20 protein-coding genes and 1 tRNA gene are annotated in these 18261 nt (G+C 56.7%); 6 read left to right on the forward strand and 15 right to left on the reverse strand.

Annotation, left to right across the window (positions count from 1 at the left end):
* The first annotated feature begins 57 nt into the window (after window positions 1-57).
* The 4 genes from AC07ED_RS03285 to AC07ED_RS03300 all read left to right on the forward strand — a co-directional run bounded on the left by AC07ED_RS03285 (window position 58) and on the right by AC07ED_RS03300 (window position 4882).
* Entirely contained in the window at window positions 58-1158 is a 1101-nt protein-coding gene (locus AC07ED_RS03285; protein WP_105234549.1) for an ABC transporter ATP-binding protein, read from the forward strand.
* Between the two features lie 82 nt (window positions 1159-1240).
* Window positions 1241-2350, forward strand: a complete 1110-nt coding sequence (locus tag AC07ED_RS03290; RefSeq protein ID WP_105234550.1) for an extracellular solute-binding protein — start codon at window positions 1241-1243, stop codon at window positions 2348-2350.
* Window positions 2351-2441: 91 nt separating this feature from the next.
* Window positions 2442-3983 carry an ABC transporter permease gene (locus AC07ED_RS03295; protein ID WP_105234551.1) on the forward strand — a complete coding sequence of 514 codons (1542 nt, stop codon included), beginning with the start codon at window positions 2442-2444 and terminating at the stop codon, window positions 3981-3983.
* Window positions 3984-3988: 5 nt separating this feature from the next.
* Window positions 3989-4882, forward strand: a complete 894-nt coding sequence (locus AC07ED_RS03300) for an ABC transporter permease (RefSeq protein WP_067550953.1) — start codon at window positions 3989-3991, stop codon at window positions 4880-4882.
* A gap of 48 nt (window positions 4883-4930) precedes the next feature.
* Here the strand turns inward: AC07ED_RS03300 and AC07ED_RS03305 are convergent, their stop codons facing one another.
* The 7 genes from AC07ED_RS03305 to AC07ED_RS03335 are packed head-to-tail and all read right to left on the reverse strand — an operon-like array spanning window position 4931 to window position 11275.
* On the reverse strand, window positions 4931-5860 hold the full coding sequence (locus AC07ED_RS03305; protein WP_105234552.1) for an AEC family transporter: 930 nt from the start codon (window positions 5858-5860) through the stop codon (window positions 4931-4933).
* 25 nt (window positions 5861-5885) lie between these two features.
* Entirely contained in the window at window positions 5886-6683 is a 798-nt protein-coding gene (locus AC07ED_RS03310) for an MBL fold metallo-hydrolase (protein WP_105234553.1), read from the reverse strand.
* On the reverse strand, window positions 6683-7474 hold the full coding sequence (locus AC07ED_RS03315) for a TatD family hydrolase (protein ID WP_105234554.1): 792 nt from the start codon (window positions 7472-7474) through the stop codon (window positions 6683-6685). Before AC07ED_RS03315 ends, AC07ED_RS03310 begins: the two co-directional genes overlap by 1 nt.
* Window positions 7475-7481: 7 nt before the next feature.
* Window positions 7482-8606 carry a DNA polymerase III subunit delta' gene (locus AC07ED_RS03320; protein WP_105234555.1) on the reverse strand — a complete coding sequence of 375 codons (1125 nt, stop codon included), beginning with the start codon at window positions 8604-8606 and terminating at the stop codon, window positions 7482-7484.
* Window positions 8603-9223 (reverse strand): dTMP kinase, encoded by a 621-nt coding sequence (tmk, locus tag AC07ED_RS03325; protein ID WP_105236301.1) that lies wholly within the window; start codon window positions 9221-9223, stop codon window positions 8603-8605. The genes AC07ED_RS03320 and tmk overlap by 4 nt, the downstream gene beginning before the upstream one ends.
* 7 nt (window positions 9224-9230) lie before the next feature.
* On the reverse strand, window positions 9231-10409 hold the full coding sequence (locus tag AC07ED_RS03330) for a D-alanyl-D-alanine carboxypeptidase family protein (RefSeq protein WP_105234556.1): 1179 nt from the start codon (window positions 10407-10409) through the stop codon (window positions 9231-9233).
* Window positions 10410-10429: 20 nt separating this feature from the next.
* Complete coding sequence (locus AC07ED_RS03335) at window positions 10430-11275, reverse strand: SPOR domain-containing protein (protein ID WP_105234557.1); 846 nt, start codon at window positions 11273-11275, stop codon at window positions 10430-10432.
* Window positions 11276-11461: 186 nt separating this feature from the next.
* Here AC07ED_RS03335 and AC07ED_RS03340 point away from each other — a divergent pair.
* Both AC07ED_RS03340 and AC07ED_RS03345 read left to right on the forward strand, forming a co-directional pair.
* Window positions 11462-11551 (forward strand) — tRNA-Ser (locus tag AC07ED_RS03340).
* A 353-nt stretch (window positions 11552-11904) separates the two neighbouring features.
* Window positions 11905-12312: a hypothetical protein gene (locus tag AC07ED_RS03345; protein ID WP_158664486.1), complete on the forward strand. Its 408-nt coding sequence runs from the start codon at window positions 11905-11907 to the stop codon at window positions 12310-12312.
* Between the two features lie 8 nt (window positions 12313-12320).
* On the opposite strand, the gene AC07ED_RS03350 is transcribed toward AC07ED_RS03345, so the two are convergent.
* The 8 genes from AC07ED_RS03350 to AC07ED_RS03385 form a co-directional block, all read right to left on the reverse strand.
* Entirely contained in the window at window positions 12321-12542 is a 222-nt protein-coding gene (locus AC07ED_RS03350; RefSeq protein ID WP_245918119.1) for a hypothetical protein, read from the reverse strand.
* A gap of 164 nt (window positions 12543-12706) precedes the next feature.
* Window positions 12707-14020 (reverse strand): recombinase family protein, encoded by a 1314-nt coding sequence (locus AC07ED_RS03355; protein ID WP_105236302.1) that lies wholly within the window; start codon window positions 14018-14020, stop codon window positions 12707-12709.
* Between the two features lie 5 nt (window positions 14021-14025).
* The gene (locus AC07ED_RS03360) at window positions 14026-14481 is read right to left on the reverse strand and encodes a DUF2924 domain-containing protein (protein ID WP_105234560.1); all 456 of its coding nucleotides are present in this window, start codon (window positions 14479-14481) and stop codon (window positions 14026-14028) included.
* Window positions 14478-14681: a hypothetical protein gene (locus tag AC07ED_RS03365; RefSeq protein WP_105234561.1), complete on the reverse strand. Its 204-nt coding sequence runs from the start codon at window positions 14679-14681 to the stop codon at window positions 14478-14480. Before AC07ED_RS03365 ends, AC07ED_RS03360 begins: the two co-directional genes overlap by 4 nt.
* Complete coding sequence (locus AC07ED_RS03370; RefSeq protein WP_105234562.1) at window positions 14678-16360, reverse strand: DEAD/DEAH box helicase; 1683 nt, start codon at window positions 16358-16360, stop codon at window positions 14678-14680. Before AC07ED_RS03370 ends, AC07ED_RS03365 begins: the two co-directional genes overlap by 4 nt.
* Window positions 16361-16371: 11 nt before the next feature.
* Window positions 16372-17007, reverse strand: a complete 636-nt coding sequence (locus AC07ED_RS03375) for a hypothetical protein (protein ID WP_105234563.1) — start codon at window positions 17005-17007, stop codon at window positions 16372-16374.
* A 3-nt stretch (window positions 17008-17010) separates the two neighbouring features.
* Window positions 17011-17913 carry an ATP-binding protein gene (locus tag AC07ED_RS03380; RefSeq protein ID WP_105234564.1) on the reverse strand — a complete coding sequence of 301 codons (903 nt, stop codon included), beginning with the start codon at window positions 17911-17913 and terminating at the stop codon, window positions 17011-17013.
* Window positions 17910-18200: a hypothetical protein gene (locus AC07ED_RS03385; RefSeq protein WP_105234565.1), complete on the reverse strand. Its 291-nt coding sequence runs from the start codon at window positions 18198-18200 to the stop codon at window positions 17910-17912. The genes AC07ED_RS03380 and AC07ED_RS03385 overlap by 4 nt, the downstream gene beginning before the upstream one ends.
* Between the last annotated feature and the right edge of the window lie 61 nt (window positions 18201-18261).

Here is an 18261-nt window from a genome sequence, read left to right on the forward strand (position 1 = left end):
AATAGTTCTCCTTACAAACGGGCGGGCAAACCGCTGTAGATATCAGGGAGTGCCGTTTTGGCTTCAAGCGCAACGGACAGCGCGTTCGTAGAATTCGAACGCGTGCAGAAAAGTTATGATGGCGAGACGCTCGTCGTTAAAGATCTCAACCTGAGCATGCCGAAAGGCGAGTTCCTTACCATGCTTGGACCGTCAGGGTCTGGTAAGACCACGTGTCTTATGATGTTGGCAGGGTTTGAAACCGCAACTCACGGTGACATCCGTATCGGCGGCGTCTCGATCAACAATATCCCTCCGCACAAACGTGGTATCGGGATGGTGTTCCAGAACTATGCGCTCTTCCCCCACATGACGGTTGCTGAAAACCTCGCTTTCCCGCTTGAGGTTCGCAAAATCGGCAAGTCGGAGCGTGAAGAGAAAGTGCAGCGCGCGCTCGATATGGTTCAGATGGGTCGTTTTGGTGGCCGTCGCCCGGCCCAGCTCTCTGGTGGTCAGCAGCAGCGTATCGCACTTGCACGTGCTCTCGTGTTCCAGCCAGAACTGGTTCTCATGGACGAACCGCTTGGCGCGTTGGATAAACAGCTCCGCGAACACATGCAGTTCGAAATCACGCGCCTTGCGCACGAACTGGGGATTACGACCGTTTACGTGACCCACGACCAAACCGAAGCGCTGACCATGTCTGACCGCGTTGCCGTGTTCGACGATGGCCGTATTCAGCAGCTTGCGCCGCCGGACCAACTCTATGAATCGCCACAGAACAGCTTTGTTGCGCAATTCATCGGTGAAAATAACACGCTCACTGGCGTCGTTAAGGAAATCGGCAACGGCAAGTGCCTCGTCCAGCTGGATGGCGGCGATTTGATCGACGCAAAGCCAGTTAACGTGAAAAATGTTGGCGATCGCACCAAGGTGTCGATCCGCCCAGAGCGTGTCGAGATCAACAAGGACCGTCTGTCCCCAGATGCCCATACCCTCAAAGCTGAGGTTTTGGAGTTTATCTACATGGGCGACATCTTCCGCACACGCTTGCGCGTTGCTGGTCATGATGATTTCGTTATCAAAACACGTAACGCACCTGATCAGGTACGTTTGCAGCCCGGCGCGATGATCGACATCGGCTGGTTGCCAGAGGATTGTCACGCACTCGACGCTTGAGTTCGTGATTAATGAATGCGGGAGGCCCCACCCGGGCGGGCCCCTGCAAAATCAAATCACCGGGAAACCACGGGAGAATAGTATGAAACTTACTAAGACACTTCTTGCTACTTCGGCTCTTACCGTTGCTGCTGGCGCTGCATTTGCAGACGCACACATGGCTTCGGATATGACCCTTGTTAGCTGGGGCGGCGCTTACCAAGCATCGCAGACCAAAGCTTACTCGGAGCCCTATATGGCTGCGAACGCTGGCGTAAACATCGTTTGGGACGAATCCTCGGCTGAAGCCGTTGCGAAACTCCGCGCGATGAACGAGTCGGGCAACATCACTTGGGACCTCGTTGACGTAGAAGCTGCTGACGCTATCCGTCTTTGCGACGAAGGTCTGGCGATGGAAATCGACCACGACGCCATGCTCGCTGCTGGTAACGACGGTTCCACCGCGTCCGAAGACTTCGGCGACTCGATCATCTCTGACTGCTTCATCCCGCAGATCGTGTTCTCGACCACTGTTGGCTACCGCGCAGACATGGTTGGCGACAACGCACCAGACTCGATCTGTGCGATCTTTGACACCGAAACCTACCCGGGCAAGCGCGCACTGAACAAGCGCCCGCTGGCAAACATGGAATGGGCTCTGCTCTGTGACGGCGTTGCAAAAGACGACATCTATGACGTTCTCGCAACTCCGGAAGGTCAGGACCAAGCGTTCGCAAAACTCGACACCATCAAAAACGACGTGATCTGGTGGTCGGCTGCTGCTGAAACTCCGCAGCTCCTCGCTGACGGCGAAATCGTAATGGGTTCGACCTACAACGGTCGTCTGTTCTCTGCGATCGCAGAACAGGGCCAGCCGATCGGCATGCTCTGGGACGCTCAGATGCTCGACTTCGACGGTTGGGTAATCCCAGCTGGTCTGCCGGAAGATCGTCTGGCACGCGTTCTGGACTTCGTATCCTACGCAACCGACACCCAGCGTCTGGCTGATCAGGCTGCATACATCTCCTACGGTCCGGCTCGTGCATCGTCCGCTCCGCTCGTAGGTAACCACGCTGAGCTGGGTATTCCTATGGCTCCGCACATGCCGACCGATCCGAACAACTCCAAGAACGTCTTTGTCACCCAGTACGACTTCTGGGCTGACTACCGTGACGATCTGGACGCTAAGTTCCAAGCCTGGCTCGCCCAGTAATCGGACCTAGTTTGGCCCTGCTGTCAGGGCCAGACAAAAAAATGCCACGGCCCCAATCGCGGGCCGTGGTCACTCGGGACGGGACCATTTTATGACTGACGCGACCACCGACGCCGGTAAGCTGACGACAGCTGACGGCCAGAGCCTCAAAAAAAGTTTGCACAAAGCACTCCGCCGCCAAAAGGTACGGGCGTTGATGCTTATTGCACCTCTACTTCTCTTTATTCTCTTGAGCTTCATCGCTCCCATCTTCGACATGCTTTTGCGGTCTGTAGAGAACGATATCGTGCCGGATACGATCCCGCGTACAATCGTTGCACTTGACGATTGGGATGCAACTTCGGACGAAGCGCCGGGCGAAGACGTCTTTGCCGCGTTCTACACCGACTTTGCGATTGCCGAAGAATACAAGAGCCACACTCGTCTTGGTTCGCGCCTGAACTATGAACTGACTGGTATCTCGTCTCTGTTCCGTTCCACTGGCCGCAAGGTTGGTAAGTTTGAAACGGAGTCCTACACTGAACAATTCACCGCGGCCGACGCTGCATATGCTGATCCTGCACAATGGGCTGCATGGATGGCGGATGATGCGGTGCGCGCGGCACTCCCGCAGACGGCGGACGCTTATGATGCATGGTCCAAGATTGTTGTCGATCTGAACAACGATGTTCCATCCGAAGAAGTCCCTGCAGATTTCGTTTATACTGGTCTTTACAATGACTTGCTGGACGGAGCTTCGGTCGCGTCTATGCCGTCGGTCGACGTGACTGCATGGGAGCCTGTGTCCCTTCGTGAGCAGTTCATCGACGCGAATGACGGCTGGGCCGATCCTGCGGTTTGGTCGACGATCAAAACCTATGGCGGTGACTACACCAGCGGCTACTTCCTAAACTCGGTCGACATGCAGCTGTCTGGCGAAGGCGTGACGCAGCGCCCTGAAGACGAGCGTATCTACATTACACTGTTTGTCCGCACGATCATTCTGTCGATCGTCATTACTGGGTCGTGCATCCTGCTCGGCTACCCGATTGCATTCCTTCTGGCAAACCTGCCACTGCGGAGCGCGAACGTCCTGATGATCCTCGTTCTGCTGCCATTCTGGACCTCGCTTCTGGTGCGGACCTCGGCATGGAAGGTTCTGCTGCAGAACCAAGGTGTGATCAACGATATCCTCGTTTGGCTTCACATTATTGCTGACGACAACCGGCTTGAGCTGATCAACAACGCAACAGGTACCATCATTGCGATGACCCACATCCTGTTGCCGTTCATGATCCTGCCGCTCTATTCGGTGATGAAAACGATCAGCCCGTCCTATGTTCGCGCTGCGAAATCGATGGGTGCGAATGACTGGACTGCCTTCTGGCGCGTCTACTTCCCGAACTCGGTTCCGGGTATTGGCGCTGGTTCGATCCTCGTGTTCATCCTGTCCATCGGCTACTATATCACCCCCGAGCTGGTTGGCGGCACCAAAGGTGTCTTCATCTCGAACCGGATCGCATACCACATCTCCAGCTCTTTGAACTGGGGTTTGGCAGCGGCTCTTGGCTCTATCCTGCTCATCCTCGTGCTTGCGCTCTACTGGCTCTACGACCGTATCGTTGGCATTGATAACGTGAAACTCGGAGGCTGATCACAATGGCACTTCCCGCATATGCAAGCACCGCTCAACGGGTGTGGCACTACAGCTACCGGACGATTTGTGGACTGATCTTTTTCTTCCTGATCGCACCGATCCTCGTGATTATCCCGCTGTCTTTCAACGCGCAGGACTTCTTTACGTTCACGCCTGAAATGCTGCGCCTTGATCCGGCTGGGTATTCGTTGAAGCACTACAACGACTTCTTCAGCAACTCCGACTGGCAGTTGGCGCTGAAGAACTCTCTGCAGATCGCACCGATTGCGACCCTCGTGTCTGTAAGCCTCGGCACGCTGGCTGCTATCGGTCTGTCGCAGAGCCACGTTCCGGGTCGTCGGGCGATTATGGCGGTGATGATTTCGCCAATGATCGTTCCGTTGATCATCTCGGCGACGGGCATGTATTTCTTCTACTCGAACCCTTACATCCCTGTTCCGTTCTACGGCAAAGTTTACCTGCCGTTCACGCTGACAGGCACACGGGCTGGTGTTATCCTCGCTCACGCGGCTCTGGGTATCCCGTTCGTCATCATCACTGTGACCGCGACGCTGGTGGGCTTCGACCGCTCGCTGACCCGCGCTTCTGCGATGATGGGTGCGAACCCTGTGACCACGTTCTTCCGTGTTCAGATGCCGCTCATCTTGCCGGGTGTGATCTCTGGCGCGTTGTTCGCCTTCATCACCTCCTTCGACGAAGTGGTGGTTGTGCTCTTCGTGGGTTCGGCTCAGCAAAAGACGCTGCCGTGGCAGATGTTCATCGGCCTGCGCGAGCAGATCAGCCCGACGATCCTCGCTGTTGCAACGATCCTTGTGGTGCTGTCGATCATGCTGCTGACCACGCTGGAACTGCTGCGTCGTCGGTCCGAACGCCTGCGCGGTATGTCACCGGGCTAAGGTTTCGCGGAATTGAATTGAAAAGGGCGGCCGCTTGGCCGCCCTTTTTTATGGGAGAAGGACTAGCCAGAACGAGGCCGTCAGTATCGATACCGCCGTTCCCAGAAGAACCGCTGACGCAGCCACCCGCCGTGCTTGGCCATACATGTTGGCAAAGTGAAAGGCGTTGACTCCGGGTGCCATCGCAGAGGTCACGACGGCAGAGCGGAATGACGAAAGCGGCAGCCCCAGCATCTTGCCCATGCCCCAGACGACGAGAGGGTGCACGATAAGCGACACGGTGATGATAAAGCCCACCGTGGGAAGGTCGCCGTCTGGACGATAGCGGAACAAGATGCCACCCAAACCAAACAGAGCCGTCGGAAGCGCCGCGCGAACCATGAGGTCGATTGCTTCGGTCAGGGCAGACGGAAGCGTAAAGCCAGACAGGTTCACGATCACACCGCAAATGATCCCGATGATCAGCATGTTGCGGAACATCGCGCGGAGCACCTTTGCGGGGAGTTGCGCGATAGACCCGCCGCGATTTTTGACGATCTCCATCGCAGTAATGCCAACGGCGTAGCAGAACGGTGAGTGGATCGCGATAATCGCAAAGTTGGCCGATAGGGCATCGACCCCATAAGCACGCTCTGTGATCGGCAGGCCCAGCAGGAGCGAGTTCGAAAACAGACCGACGAAACCAATCGCAATGGCTTCTTCCCATGTGCGGTGGAAAATGAATCGTGCACCGAGGATGCCGACGCCAAAACCCGTCAGCGCCCCCACATAGAACGACGCCCAGAGCGCGGCATCAAACGATCCCGAAAGGTCGAGGTTCATCATCGACCGGAACAACAGCATGGGGATCGCGAACCCTTGGGCAAAGGTCATGAGCGCGTCCACGGCCTCGGCCTTGAACCAACCGCGCCACGCGGCGACATAGCCAAAGGCAATGACGATAAAGACAGGTAAAACCACCTGTAGCAAAGCAGACATGAGGGAGCCTTCCGAGACGGAAAAGTTAGATGTCGAACGACAATGTCATGCCGTCATAAGCAGGCATGATATGGTTTGGCGTTTCCGCCGCAACCGTTTCGTAGTCAAGGTCGACATGCATGTTCGTCAACACGGCCTGTTTTGGCGCGACCCGTTCAATCCATTGGAGCGTTTGTTCCAGATGCGAATGGGTCGGGTGAGGCGTGCGACGCAGGGCGTCGACGATCCAGCAGTCGAGGTCATTCAGATGGTCCCAAGCCTCGTCGTAGAGGTAGGCCACATCGGGCAGATAGGCGACATCGTTGATCCTGAACCCAAGCGCATCGATAGAACCGTGGTTGACCCTGAACGGGTTCAGCGTGACATCACCGCCCGCGCCAGAAATGGTCACGGGGCCATCGATCATGTTCAACTCACAGATCGGCGGGTAGGGCGATCCTTTGGGCTGCACAAAGGCGTAGCCAAAGCGCGACAGAAGGCTCTCTGACGTGTCGCCATCGGCCCAGACCTGCAACCGTTTACCCGTATTGAAAACGATCTGACGCACATCATCGAGGCCATGCATGTGGTCGGCGTGTGCATGGGTAAAGACCACGCCGTCAAGCTCTCCAACGCCCGCATCGACCAGTTGGTCTTTCATATCGGGGCCAGTGTCGATCAACACGCGGGTCGCATTGTCGCCATCCCAGCGGGTGACGATGATCGAACAGCGACGGCGGCGGTTCTTGGGATTGGTGGGGTCACAATCCCCCCAGATGCCGCCAATGCGCGGCACACCGCCCGACGATCCACAGCCGAGAATTGTAACCTCAAGCCGAGCCATCAGAGTTTCGCCTTTGTGAACAGGCGATCAAAGTTCGCGGTCGTCGCTTGGGCGAAGTCCTCATAGGAAACGCCGAACACGTCCGCGCCGACTTGCGCCGTGTGGATCGTATAACCTGGTTCGTTGCGTTTGCCGCGGAATGGTTTGGGCGCGAGGTAAGGGCTGTCCGTTTCCACCAAAATTCGATCGAGCGGGGCGGATGCGAAGATGTCCCTGACCTCTTGGGATTTGGGGAAGGTCGCGATGCCAGACATCGACAGATAGAACCCCATATCCAGCGCAGCGCGGGCCAGTTCTGGACCAGAGCTAAAGCAATGCATGACGCAAGTGTAGGCGCCGTTATCCATGCCTTCACGCAGGATTTGCGCCATATCTTCGTCCGCATTGCGGGCGTGGATGATCAGCGGCAAACCTGTTTCGCGGGCGGCGTCAATGTGGATGCGTAGCGACTGTTTTTGCAGTTCGGCGCTGTCGGGCGTGTAGTGGTAGTCCAGACCTGTTTCGCCAATACCGACCATTTTTGGATGTGAAGCATAGCCAACCAGTTGATCGACCGTGACAAGAGGCTGTGCCTCAACGCTCATCGGGTGAATGCCCACGGCGTAAAAGACTTCGGGATGGGCCTCTGCAATGGCGCGGACCTTGGGTTCGTTGTGCAGTTTGGTGCAGATCGTCACCATGCGTGTCACGCCAGCCTCAATCGCGCGGGCGATCACGTCATCGCGTTCCTCGTCGAAATCGGGGAAGTCGAGGTGGCAGTGGCTATCAACGATTTGGGCTTTGGGGGACATATCTGCCTCAGTCTGCGGCCACGGAGCGGGCCGTTTCTTCGATCCTGAAAACCATATCAAGGATGAGCGCGGCAGGGTCAAGGTTCACCGCCCGACCACGGCGCACCTTGAGCGACAGTTCCTGCTGTAGTTCTGCCCATCGACGCGCAGCGAGGTCATGCGGCGCGATCCGTGCCAAGAGGCGTGCTTCGCCCATCGCACCTTGGGTGCTGGGTTCACCGACGAGGCCTGTCCGTGCCGCACGTGCAAGCAATAGATCGATCAAGTCGAGCGCCATCGGGAACCGCGCCTCGGCCCCTTTACCGGCGCAGCTTTCCGCGAGCTTCAAAGCGGCCGTGCGATCAACGTTCGGCAGTTTGTCGAACATATGCACCAGATCGTGATACATCTGCAGCCCGTCGTGGTTCATCAAACGGATCGCTTCGCCAACAGAGCCGCCTGACAAGGTGGCGAGCGCTTCTGTTTCGTCCACGTGAACGTCGGCCTGAGCCAAGGCTTGCGCGACGTCGGCAGGGGACAAGGGCTTGCACCGCAGTTCGCGGCAACGCGACCGAATTGTCGGCAACAGCCGCGAAGGCTGGTGGGCGAGCAGCAGGAGCGTTGTGCGTGCTGGCGGCTCTTCGAGTTCTTTGAGGATCGAGTTCGCGGCTGTGACGTTCATCTCATCGGCCACGTCCACGATCACCACGCGGCGACCACCGTCAGCGGCGGACATGTGAAAGAACTTTTTCAGGTCCCGCACAGGGTCAGCGGTGATCTCAGTGCGCAGTTTGCCTGTCTTTTCATCCACTGGACGCCGCACGATCGAAAGCCGCGGATGACTGCCTGCACGGATCAGCGCCATGTCGGGATGATCGGCACTGATCGACAGTGATGTCGGGGCGGGGGGCGCGTCACCAAAGAGGCCATCGTCGGCGGGTTGTTCGGTGAGCAAAAACGCAGCGATTTTGTAGGCGAGGGTCGCTTTGCCGATGCCTTTGGGCCCTGTGATCAGCCACCCCGAATGGAGGCGACCCGAATTATAGGCTTCTAAGAACGCGGCTTCTGCTTGCTCTTGACCGAACAGGGTTTCGGTTTCACGCGGGTGGGGTGCACCCTCGATCCGATCTGGTTCGGGGAGGTCATCGCTCATGCGCGATCCTCAAAAATGGCGAGGACTTCTGCAGCGACTTCATCTGCTGTGCGATTGCCTTCGACTACGACACAGCGGTCAGAGTGCGCACGTGCAATCGAAAGGAACCCGTGACGAACGGTTTCTTGGAACGAGAGGCCGAAATCCTCAAAACGGGCCTCTGCATCGGGGCGGGCCAATCCACGCGCCAGAGCGATTGCAGGATCCATATCGATGATAAAGGTGAGGTCAGGCTCTTGACCGATCATCAGGTCGTGAAGCTGATCGACTTTCGCCCGCAGATCGCCACGGGTCGCACCCTGATAAATACGGGTGCTGTCCGCGAAGCGGTCACAGACAACAATCTTTCCCGCCTCAAGTGCGGGGCGAATGGTCTTTTCCAAATGATCACGGCGAGCCGCAGTGAACAGCAAGATTTCCGTTTCAGGGGACCAGCGATCGGTGTCGCCTGTCAGGATAAGTTGACGGATTTCTTCGGCGCCGACGCTGCCGCCAGGTTCACGCGTGTGGATCACATCGTGGCCCTTGGCACGCAGCCGTTCAGCCAACATCTTGGCCTGAGTAGATTTGCCGGACCCGTCGATCCCTTCAAAGGTAATGAGTTGTCCGCGGGTCATTATCGCCTCAGGCATTATCGTCTGTTGTTGCCGTATCGGCGTTGCTCATGACTTTGTCCAACAGAACCATCACGGCGGTGCGCATACGGATCGCAAACCCACCAACAGGAACGTCAGCTTCAGCGACGAGCGGGATGCGACGCTCTGGAAGATCATCAAAGCGAATGATCAACTCGCCCAAGTTTTGGCCAGCGGCAATCGGCACCTCAATCGGAGCGTTGAAAACAACTTCACCGTCGATGCTATCCCCGCTCAGGATTGGCACGAGCATCGATACGTCCTCGGCAACGGTCAGTCCAACGGTTGGTGCTTGCCCCATCCATACGCTGGCTTCTGCGACGCGGGTGCCTGTTTCGATCACATTTTTCTGGGCAAATTGACGAAAGGACCAGTTCAGGATGCGCTGCCCCTCTTCGGCGCGAGCGGCTGCACTGTCGAGCCCCGTGACCACGAATACAACGCGACGGTCACCCTGTTTTGCAGAACCAACGAGGCCATAGCCTGCTTCTTGGGTGTGGCCAGTTTTCATCCCATCGGCTCCGAGGCCAAGGCCAAGGATCGGGTTGCGGTTCTGGCTGTTCGACGGAACGCGACCGTCAAAGAGGAACTCTTCCTCTGCGAAAATCGGGTAGTATGTTGGGAAATCGGTGATTAGGCGTTGAGCGAGGATACCAAGATCGCGCACAGACATACGCTGGTTCGGGTCAGGCCAGCCGTTCGAGTTGGCGAAGGTGGAATGCATCATTCCCAGATCTTGGGCACGCGAGGTCATCATGCGGGCAAAGCCAGCCTCGGTACCATCAGGCGACAGGTTTTCCGCCAGAACTGCGCTTGCGTCGTTGCCCGACAGGATAATCACGCCGCGGATCAGATCTTCGACGCGGACACGCTCACCGCTGCGCAGGAACATCGACGACCCTTGGTAGCTCATCGCGTGTTCAGACACGAGCAGTTCGTCGTCGGGCGACAGTCGTCCGTCTGCTATGGCCTCAAACGCGAGGTAAAGTGTCATCAGCTTCGACATTGACGCCGGGGGCAGTGGCGTGTCCGCATTTTTTTCCAACAGGACCGTGCCTGTCGTCATGTCATAGACATAGGCAGCACGGGCATTGGTTTCGAACGATTGCGCGGCGGCAAACGTTGCGGTCAGGGCCAGAAGGCATGCTGTCAAAAGGCGGATGATCATCTTAAAGCAATCCGTTTCGTTTAATTGGTCACAGCGTAGGCATCAGCATATCCAAGGCCTTTTACGCGCGAAAGAAGGTCAGACCGTTCAGCCGAGCTCTGCGCAGGGCCAACAACGACCCGCCAGAATGGGCGGCCTTGGCTTTCTTGGGCAAGAATGGTCGTGGTGATGCCATTCCCATTCAAGATCTCAGCCGTGCGGTCCGCGTTCGATTGGATCGAGAAGATACCGATCTGAATATAGGGTTTCGTTAGGGCCGATGTCGCGACCGCTGCTTGCGGCGCAAGAGCGGCTGTCGCCACTTGTTCCGCTTCAGCCGCAGAGATCGCCGCCTCAGCATTCGCAATCGGGTCAAGCGACGTGGTCTGAACCTCTTCGCCCGCAATCGCCGTTTCATCGAAGTTCGAAATTGGGGCGGGGGCCTCAACCGGAGCTTCTTCGCGGCGGAGCGCGGTCACTTGCAGTGATGCAGGTGCGCCAGCCAGCATACCCAATGCCGCAGCCGTGTCAGAGGACACTTGCAACGCAGGACCAGGCTGTTCGCGTTCACGGCGGAACAGGGCGCCAATCACGAATTTTCCGTTTTCTGTGTTGCGAATAATCACGCGCTCTGGGTCAACGACATCAGGATGCGCCACCCAAACACCGCCCAAGGACGGACGCCCGTCCCACAGGCCGTTATCAGTGACTTGGAACACTTCGGGGGCTTCAACGTCGCGCTCTACCAGCTGCACGCTTGGGCTTGCTTGCTCGGTCGAGGCCGCGCCGCCCAACTGTGGGAATTGGAATTGGCCGTTGCTGTCACAGCCTGTCAGAACGGTCGTTGCAAGAAGGCCTGCCACAACCCACGAAATTTTGCCCGACATTATGTTGCCCCTATCATTATGCGGATATGCCGCTGCACCTGTTTTAGTGCGTTCTGCTCTCGTCGTTAACACCATAGCGTTGCGCCACCACGTTTTAAAGCCTTCAGCGCCAAAGGTCGGCGGTTTTCCGAACATTGGTTTTTAGCTTCCAGAATCAAAAGCATGCCGTTAGTCACCGCAGGCGCAGGAAGTGTGGCCGAGTGGTTTAAGGCTCTAGTCTTGAAAACTAGCGTGCGGGGAACCGTACCGTGGGTTCGAATCCCACCGCTTCCGCCACTTACACATTGCGAACCCGAGATGAGGTCCCTAGCGGGGCCTTTTTTCTTTTTGGTTCAAAGAGGTTTAGCGAAGCCACCCGACTTTCGGAGACTAGCGTTTCTGCCGAAATCGGTCTCTGAACGCCCCGTGTCTCTTTCCGCCCGCCCTTCACCCAAATCGAGACGCATACAAAAAGGTTCGCCTTTTCAGGTGCTTGCCAAAAATGGCTTGCGCCGTAGTTGAGGCCGGTTCGACTGCTATCAAAGCAAACGGAGACACTCGAAGGCGGCGTGGTTGTGCGGGGTGCTTCGCGGTTGTGCTACAAGAAGTTCATTCATAAAAATAATGAAGCTAGAATCGGAGATGAGGCGATGAGTGACGAAGAAGGTATTAAATTGGAGCATGTAGTTATCGTTGTTCTGGGTTTGTTTGTTATCTTTTTAGTAGTAAAATTCTTAAGTGCGCTAATCGTATTGGTCCCATTGACCCTGGTTCTCGTTTACACCAGCCCCCGTATTGGTCTGATCATTTCCGGTTCCGTAGGATTTGTAGGTCTGGTTGCAGGCTCTCTGATACCAGATCTATGGTTCGTTCAAGGAACTCAGGACTCAATCAGCTTCGCTGCTAAGATGGCATTAGGTGGTGTCGTAGTTACCATTGCGTCTTTCTGGTCATTGAAAAACCCAACCAAGTGGCAAGGTTGGCAACAGAGAATAGTCACCGCAATCGATCGAGTGCTAAAAAAAATAGGGTTCATTTCTGATGAAAAACCAGATTGATTGATGACTCAGTCGCTCGCAAATGCCCGCCACACTTGCTTATGCCAAGCCTCCCCCGCCAGAAAGCACAGATCATATAAGCTAACTGATGACGCCTCGCGCCCGCATGTCAGCCGCTTGAGAACCTCCGGCGCCAGATAGGCAAGCCGTAACTGGCGGCTGACGTGCCGTTCGGCAAGTCCGACGGCCTCCGCCAGTTCCTGTATCGTCGCAAACTCTCCAGCCTCCATCCGCCGCCTCCACCCCCATGCTCGACCGATGGCGCGCAAGATGTGCGGATCTTGAGTGTGCTCCTCGCTGGGGTGGTAATCTGTAGGCGGCAAGATCTTTGGCCGCCCATTTTTCCTTCGTACCTTGAGTGGAACGAACACTTGAATGGTATCTTCCGTACTCATTATTCGGCTGCCTCTGATTTGCGTGGCGTCATTAATTCACGCATCACGCCGGCAATTCCGTCGGTGCGAAGGTCGATAGCTAGGCCATCAGCAATCACCGTGACGCGCTGGACAAGCAACTGAATGATGCGTGCCTGCTCGCTTGGAAAGAGTTGCTCCCATAACTGCTGAAACTCTTGCAACGCGGAAATGACTTCAGCTTCAGGTATGTCGTCTCGGTCCAACGTTGCAATGACTTGAGCCGTGGTCTCAGGTGTTCGCAATACTCGGCGCATTTCAGTGATGACAGCCGCTTCAACGGTGTCTGCTGGTAAACGGCGTGGGATGCCGTCCTCAGGCGCTTCTCGGTTTCTCAGAAGATCCATGGAAACGTAATATCGATATCTTCGTGAACCTTTCTTTGTGCTGGAGGGGGTCATGGCTGCGCCTGTGGCGGTGAAGAGCAATCCCTTGAGCAGCGCAGGCGTTTGCGTCCGACTGTTGTTGGCCCGCTTTCGAGGGCTTTCTTGTAGAATGTCATGAACCTGTTCCCAAAGCCGGAGGTCAATGATTGCCTCGTGCTCACCTGGGTATGATTGGCCTTTATGAACGGCTTCTCCTCGGTAGACCCGGTTGTTTAGGATCCGGTAGATATAACCTTTGTCTGCGAGGGTGCCCTGCTTCGTATGGAGACCTTCGGCGCGTAGTTGGCGCGCCAAAACTGTAGCAGAGCCAATCTCAACAAAACGGTGGTAAATCTCTCGTACCTTGGCAGCTTCCTCTTCATTTACCACCAGTTTGCGGTCGACGACATCATAGCCGAGAGGCACATAGCCGCCCATCCACATGCCTTTCATGCGCGAGGCTTTTACCTTGTCGCGAATACGTTCGGCAGTGACCTCCCGTTCGAACTGGGCGAAGCTCAGTAGGATGTTCAACGTCAACCGTCCCATGGAGGTGGTCGTATTGAACGACTGGGTGACGGAGACAAAAGTTACGCCGTTCCGGTCAAAGACTTCGACCAGCTTAGAAAAATCCATGAGCGAACGGCTGAGGCGGTCGATTTTGTAAACAACGACCACATCGACCAATCCGTCCTCAATGTCAGTTAGCAACTGCTGGAGGCCTGGGCGTTCCAAGGTGCCGCCGGATATGCCACCATCATCATATTTATCGCGCACCAAGGCCCAGCCTTCGGAGCGCTGGCTTGCAATGTAAGCCTCACAGGCTTCCCGCTGTGCATGAAGCGAGTTGAACTCCTGCTCAAGACCTTCCTCGCTCGATTTGCGGGTGTAGATGGCGCAGCGCAAGCGACGTTTTGGTTTCGATGTCATATCGTTCATACTTCCCCTCGCTTCCGCTCGCGCAGGCCAAAAAAGCGATAGCCATTCCAGCGGGTTCCCGTAATTGTTCGTGCGACTGCTGAGAGCGACTTGTAGCGTTGGCCGCGCCATTCAAATCCGTCTCTCAGGACTGTCACTGTATGTGCCTCGCCGTTCCATTCTCGGATGAGTTTTGTCCCGACTACCGGGTTCCGAGGATCAGAAATTTGGGATTTACGCTTCAGCGTGCCTTCGACTTCATCGGCCAGTAGGTCCAAAACGCGGCGTGTTTGCTTGTCGGGTCCTCCATAGGTCAGTTCTTGGATGCGATAAGCCAACCGGCTTTCCAGGAACCTGCGGCTATTGTTCGGGGCAGGGGTGTTGAAAAGTACCTGCCACTCGCTCTTCAGTTCATTGACAGACAGGGTTTTCAAAGCGGCCAGGCGCGCTAAAATCGGATCGTGTGTGGTCATGCAGATCTCCTCTGAGTTGGAGTTGCAGTACCGCTCTGTTCGAACGGGAAGTGTAGCGAACTATCTCTTGTATTTTGAGATAATTGGTCTGCTTCCTGATTATTGAGGCGAGCCACGGCTATTGCCAGCAGACCATATAGCTCGGTCAGGCGTTCATGCGCTGTCATGCGGTCAGGGTTGAGGGGGTTAGGTTTATTCATGCCACGCTCCGAGGTAGATCTTTCAGGATCGCTGTTTTGATTGCCGTGTGGTTCCAGTGGAAATTTAGGTGGCAATTAGCGGCGTATTTGGACATGCCGAAGTCAAGTCCACAGGCGGTGAGGCCGGCTTTGTGCAGAAGCTCGACCTGGCGCAGGCTGGCAGGATCGTTGATCCAGCGTTTGCTCTTTGCGGCTGCGCTGCTGGTCTCAGTTTCTCGGAGGAAGTCATCTGCTGCTGAGAGCGCCTGAATTCGGGTTCCTACAGCCAGAGCGCGGATGTGCTTACGTTTTGGACGGCCGAGCGCGTGCCAAAGCGTTCCATCATGGAATACGCCCGCCCATCCTTCAAAGCCACTGGCCATAAGCGCTAGACCGTCTCCGTACAGATCGACCCAGGAAAACGGCGAGCGATCGAGCAGGGCAATCTCTGTCATCTCGAACGAGGTGAGAACCTGCGCTTCACTGACCGCGCGGGCAAATTCATGGCCACAAAAATCGCATATTGAGGCGCCAAGGGGCAGTTCTGCCTCGCAAGACGGACAGGTTTTCCAAGGCTGTGCACCTGCGGGGGCTTCATCCTCATCGAGCGAGATGTCTTGTTCTAAAGAGCCATGCCGAAGGGCCGCGCCGGCAAAGTCGAGCACGATACAGTCGGTCTTGATGATGCCGGGGTAGCGCTCTGGATCGACGCGGCGGAGACCGCGGCCGACGGCTTGGATGAATGTCCCCTTGTGAAGCATTGGACGCAGGATGCCAATGCACCCTACAGGCTGGCTGTCGAAGCCTTCTGTGAGAACCATGCAGTTGGCAAGAACCTGAATGTCCCCGCGATCAAAGCGTGCGATGAGATCGCTGCGCTCAGAACCTGCCATGTCTCCGGAGATGACAGCCGCGGAAATGCCCTCTGCCATGAAGGCCTCTGCCACGGCTTCGGCATGTGCAACGGTGGCGCAGAAAAAGATCGTAGGCCGGTCAGATGCTTTGTCTTTCCAATGCTCAACCACAGCTTCGTTCAGGACAGACCTGTTCAAGACCTTGTCCGCTTGGCGCATGTCATAGTCACCTGCCGTGCTGGTAAGTCCTGCCAATTCGTCATCGACGCCAAGGTCGATGGTGAAGGTGCGCGGCGGCACTAGAAGTCCACGGGCAATCAGCGTGCCGATCCGTAGATGATAGCCGACATTGTTGAAGGTGCGGCGCAGACTGCGCCCGTCACCGCGTCCTGGGGTAGCGGAGAGGCCAAGCAGTTTTGCCTGCGGGTTTAAGGCGCGAACATGGTCAATGATGGACTGATAACTGGTTGCAGCGGCGCGGTGGCACTCATCAACAATGACGTGAGAGACTGCCGACATCGCGTCGCGCCTGTTGGCCCGCGCTAGTGTTTGCACGCTCCCGAAAACAAGCTGTCCGTCCCAGTCATCGCGCTCTGCTTTGACAACGGATGAGGGCAGGCCTGAGATACGGGAAATCGCAACGCGGTTTTGTTCGATGAGTTCATCGGTGTGTTGGAGGACGAGCACCTTTGCATTGCGCTGGCGCTCTGCTTCTTCCGCGACAAAGAAGCCGGCGATGGCCGTCTTTCCAGCGCCCGTCGGCAAAACCAACATTGTGTTGCCATGCTCTGATGTGCGGTCATGGGCGGCGTTAACCGCCGCCCTTTGATAATCACGTGGGATCATGCGTGCCTCCTTTAGCGTGCCCAGAAGGGTGCGCCGCCGTCAGAGGCAGTATCAGATCCAGCATAGGGGTCTTGTACCACGCCACCGCTGTAGCCTTGTGGAGCAGTCGAAGGCAGTTGGGCCGGCGCCGTGTGGCCACCCATAACTTCGGTATATTGGCGATGCTCTGGCCCTACAGCGGCCTTGATAACATTGCGTCCAGGCTCGTCAGGCTCGTCACGGTTCTTTTCGATGCCGATCTTGGCTACAAAATCTAAGCTGTTGAGATCGCCCAGGCTTCGGATCAGACGAGCTGCGCGCGCGGCCTCGGATTGATCATTGGCCTTGATGCCGCGCGCCGACTCCAGAATGCCCCGAATAAGCGCGCGCCCGCGGTTGGCATATTTGTCGACGCCACTGGCATCCACGTCTTTGCCGCGAAAGCCAATGCGCGTGTAAATTCGGCGACGCGCAAATGGGCCCTCCATCACGATTGCGTCTGTGTTGAGGTACTGCGCGGCGCTTGCCTGGCTTTGGGTCAACCAACCTTCTGGGCCAGCGCCACCGGGGCGGATGGTTAGAGTAACTTTTACAAGGGTATTGGCCGGGATGAGGTCGAACGCGGCGTCTTGGGCATCGGCGCCATTGAAATCCATATCACTTGCCATTGTTTATGCTCCTTGCGTCTGTGTTGGGGTGGGAATGGCGTCGACCTCGGACGGCATGTCGAAGGTCAAGGCGCGTGCATTTGTGGTGGGCTGACCGTTTCGGATCTTCGACATCAGACGCCCGAGATGGGGCTCTTCAATCGTACCTAAGCGCCCGCTGCGATCTTTGGCGGGATAGCCGTAGGGGTTGATCGTGGTGCAGACGAAGGCTCGGTACGCCTTGCCCTCTGTGGGTTGGATTTCGGTGAGGGTAATGACCTCATCGACGATCCCCGGCAGTTCGAGGCCGGTTTTGGACCCTTCGACTTGCAGCGCAAAATAGGGCTTTCCGAAATCATCGATTTTTTTGTCGAGCAAACCAACGAGCCAGATGTTTTTGCGCGGCGTATGCTGGAGGTGTGTCAACCAGCCGATCATTTCCTGGCCAAGCAGGCCGTAGGCGCCACGCAGGTCGAGCTTGCCGTTGCGATCGGATTGCACCTGCGGCTGGCCTTTGCACCACTGCATGCAGATGCGGGAGGCGACAGAAATCGAATCCACGAAGATCGTGTCGTATTTGTCGAGCAGGCTCGGATCGCCAAACAGGCGACACACCCGCTCATAGTCGTTCTGGCTATAGGCCTGATCGTCCCGCATTGCCGGGTTGGGGCCACCAATCCAGGCTGCGAGATCACGGGCGCGCTCCCAATCACGAACACGGACCTCGTCGCCCGGCCAGCCTTGGACGGCGAGTTCGCCGGCCTCAAGGTTTACAAAAAGCGTGCGGTCTGCATCGAGGGACCAAAGCTGGCTGGTTTTGCCAATCCCGGAAATTCCGGTCAAGACACCTTTGATGCCGCGGGTTTCTTTCAAACGCTCATCGGCTGTGATGATGCGAAACGATGTGGGTGCGGTTGAACTGTTCATTGACGTGCCTCCAATTCCTGGGTGGCGGCGGTCACAGCAATATCGGCGCCCAATGCCCCCTGTTTGCGGGCCATCGTGATGATTTCTTCGAGGGCCATGATTTTCTGACCAATCGCGCGGCGTTCCTGCTCCAAGGGCAAAAGCGCGAAAGCGATTTGATCTAGAGTGGCGCGCTCAATGGGCAGATTGCGGGCGAGCCTGCCGCCAATGGGGGGGACCGCGATCGTGTCGGGAAGAGCGCTGAGCCAGTTCGACTGGCGGAGTTTTTTCAGAGGTGATGTGAACATCGTCCAGCTCCTGTTTCGTCATGCTCCGGGGTGGTCATAGGGGTTGCAACTGCCGGGCCCG

This window comes from Aestuarium zhoushanense (genome assembly GCF_056431045.1).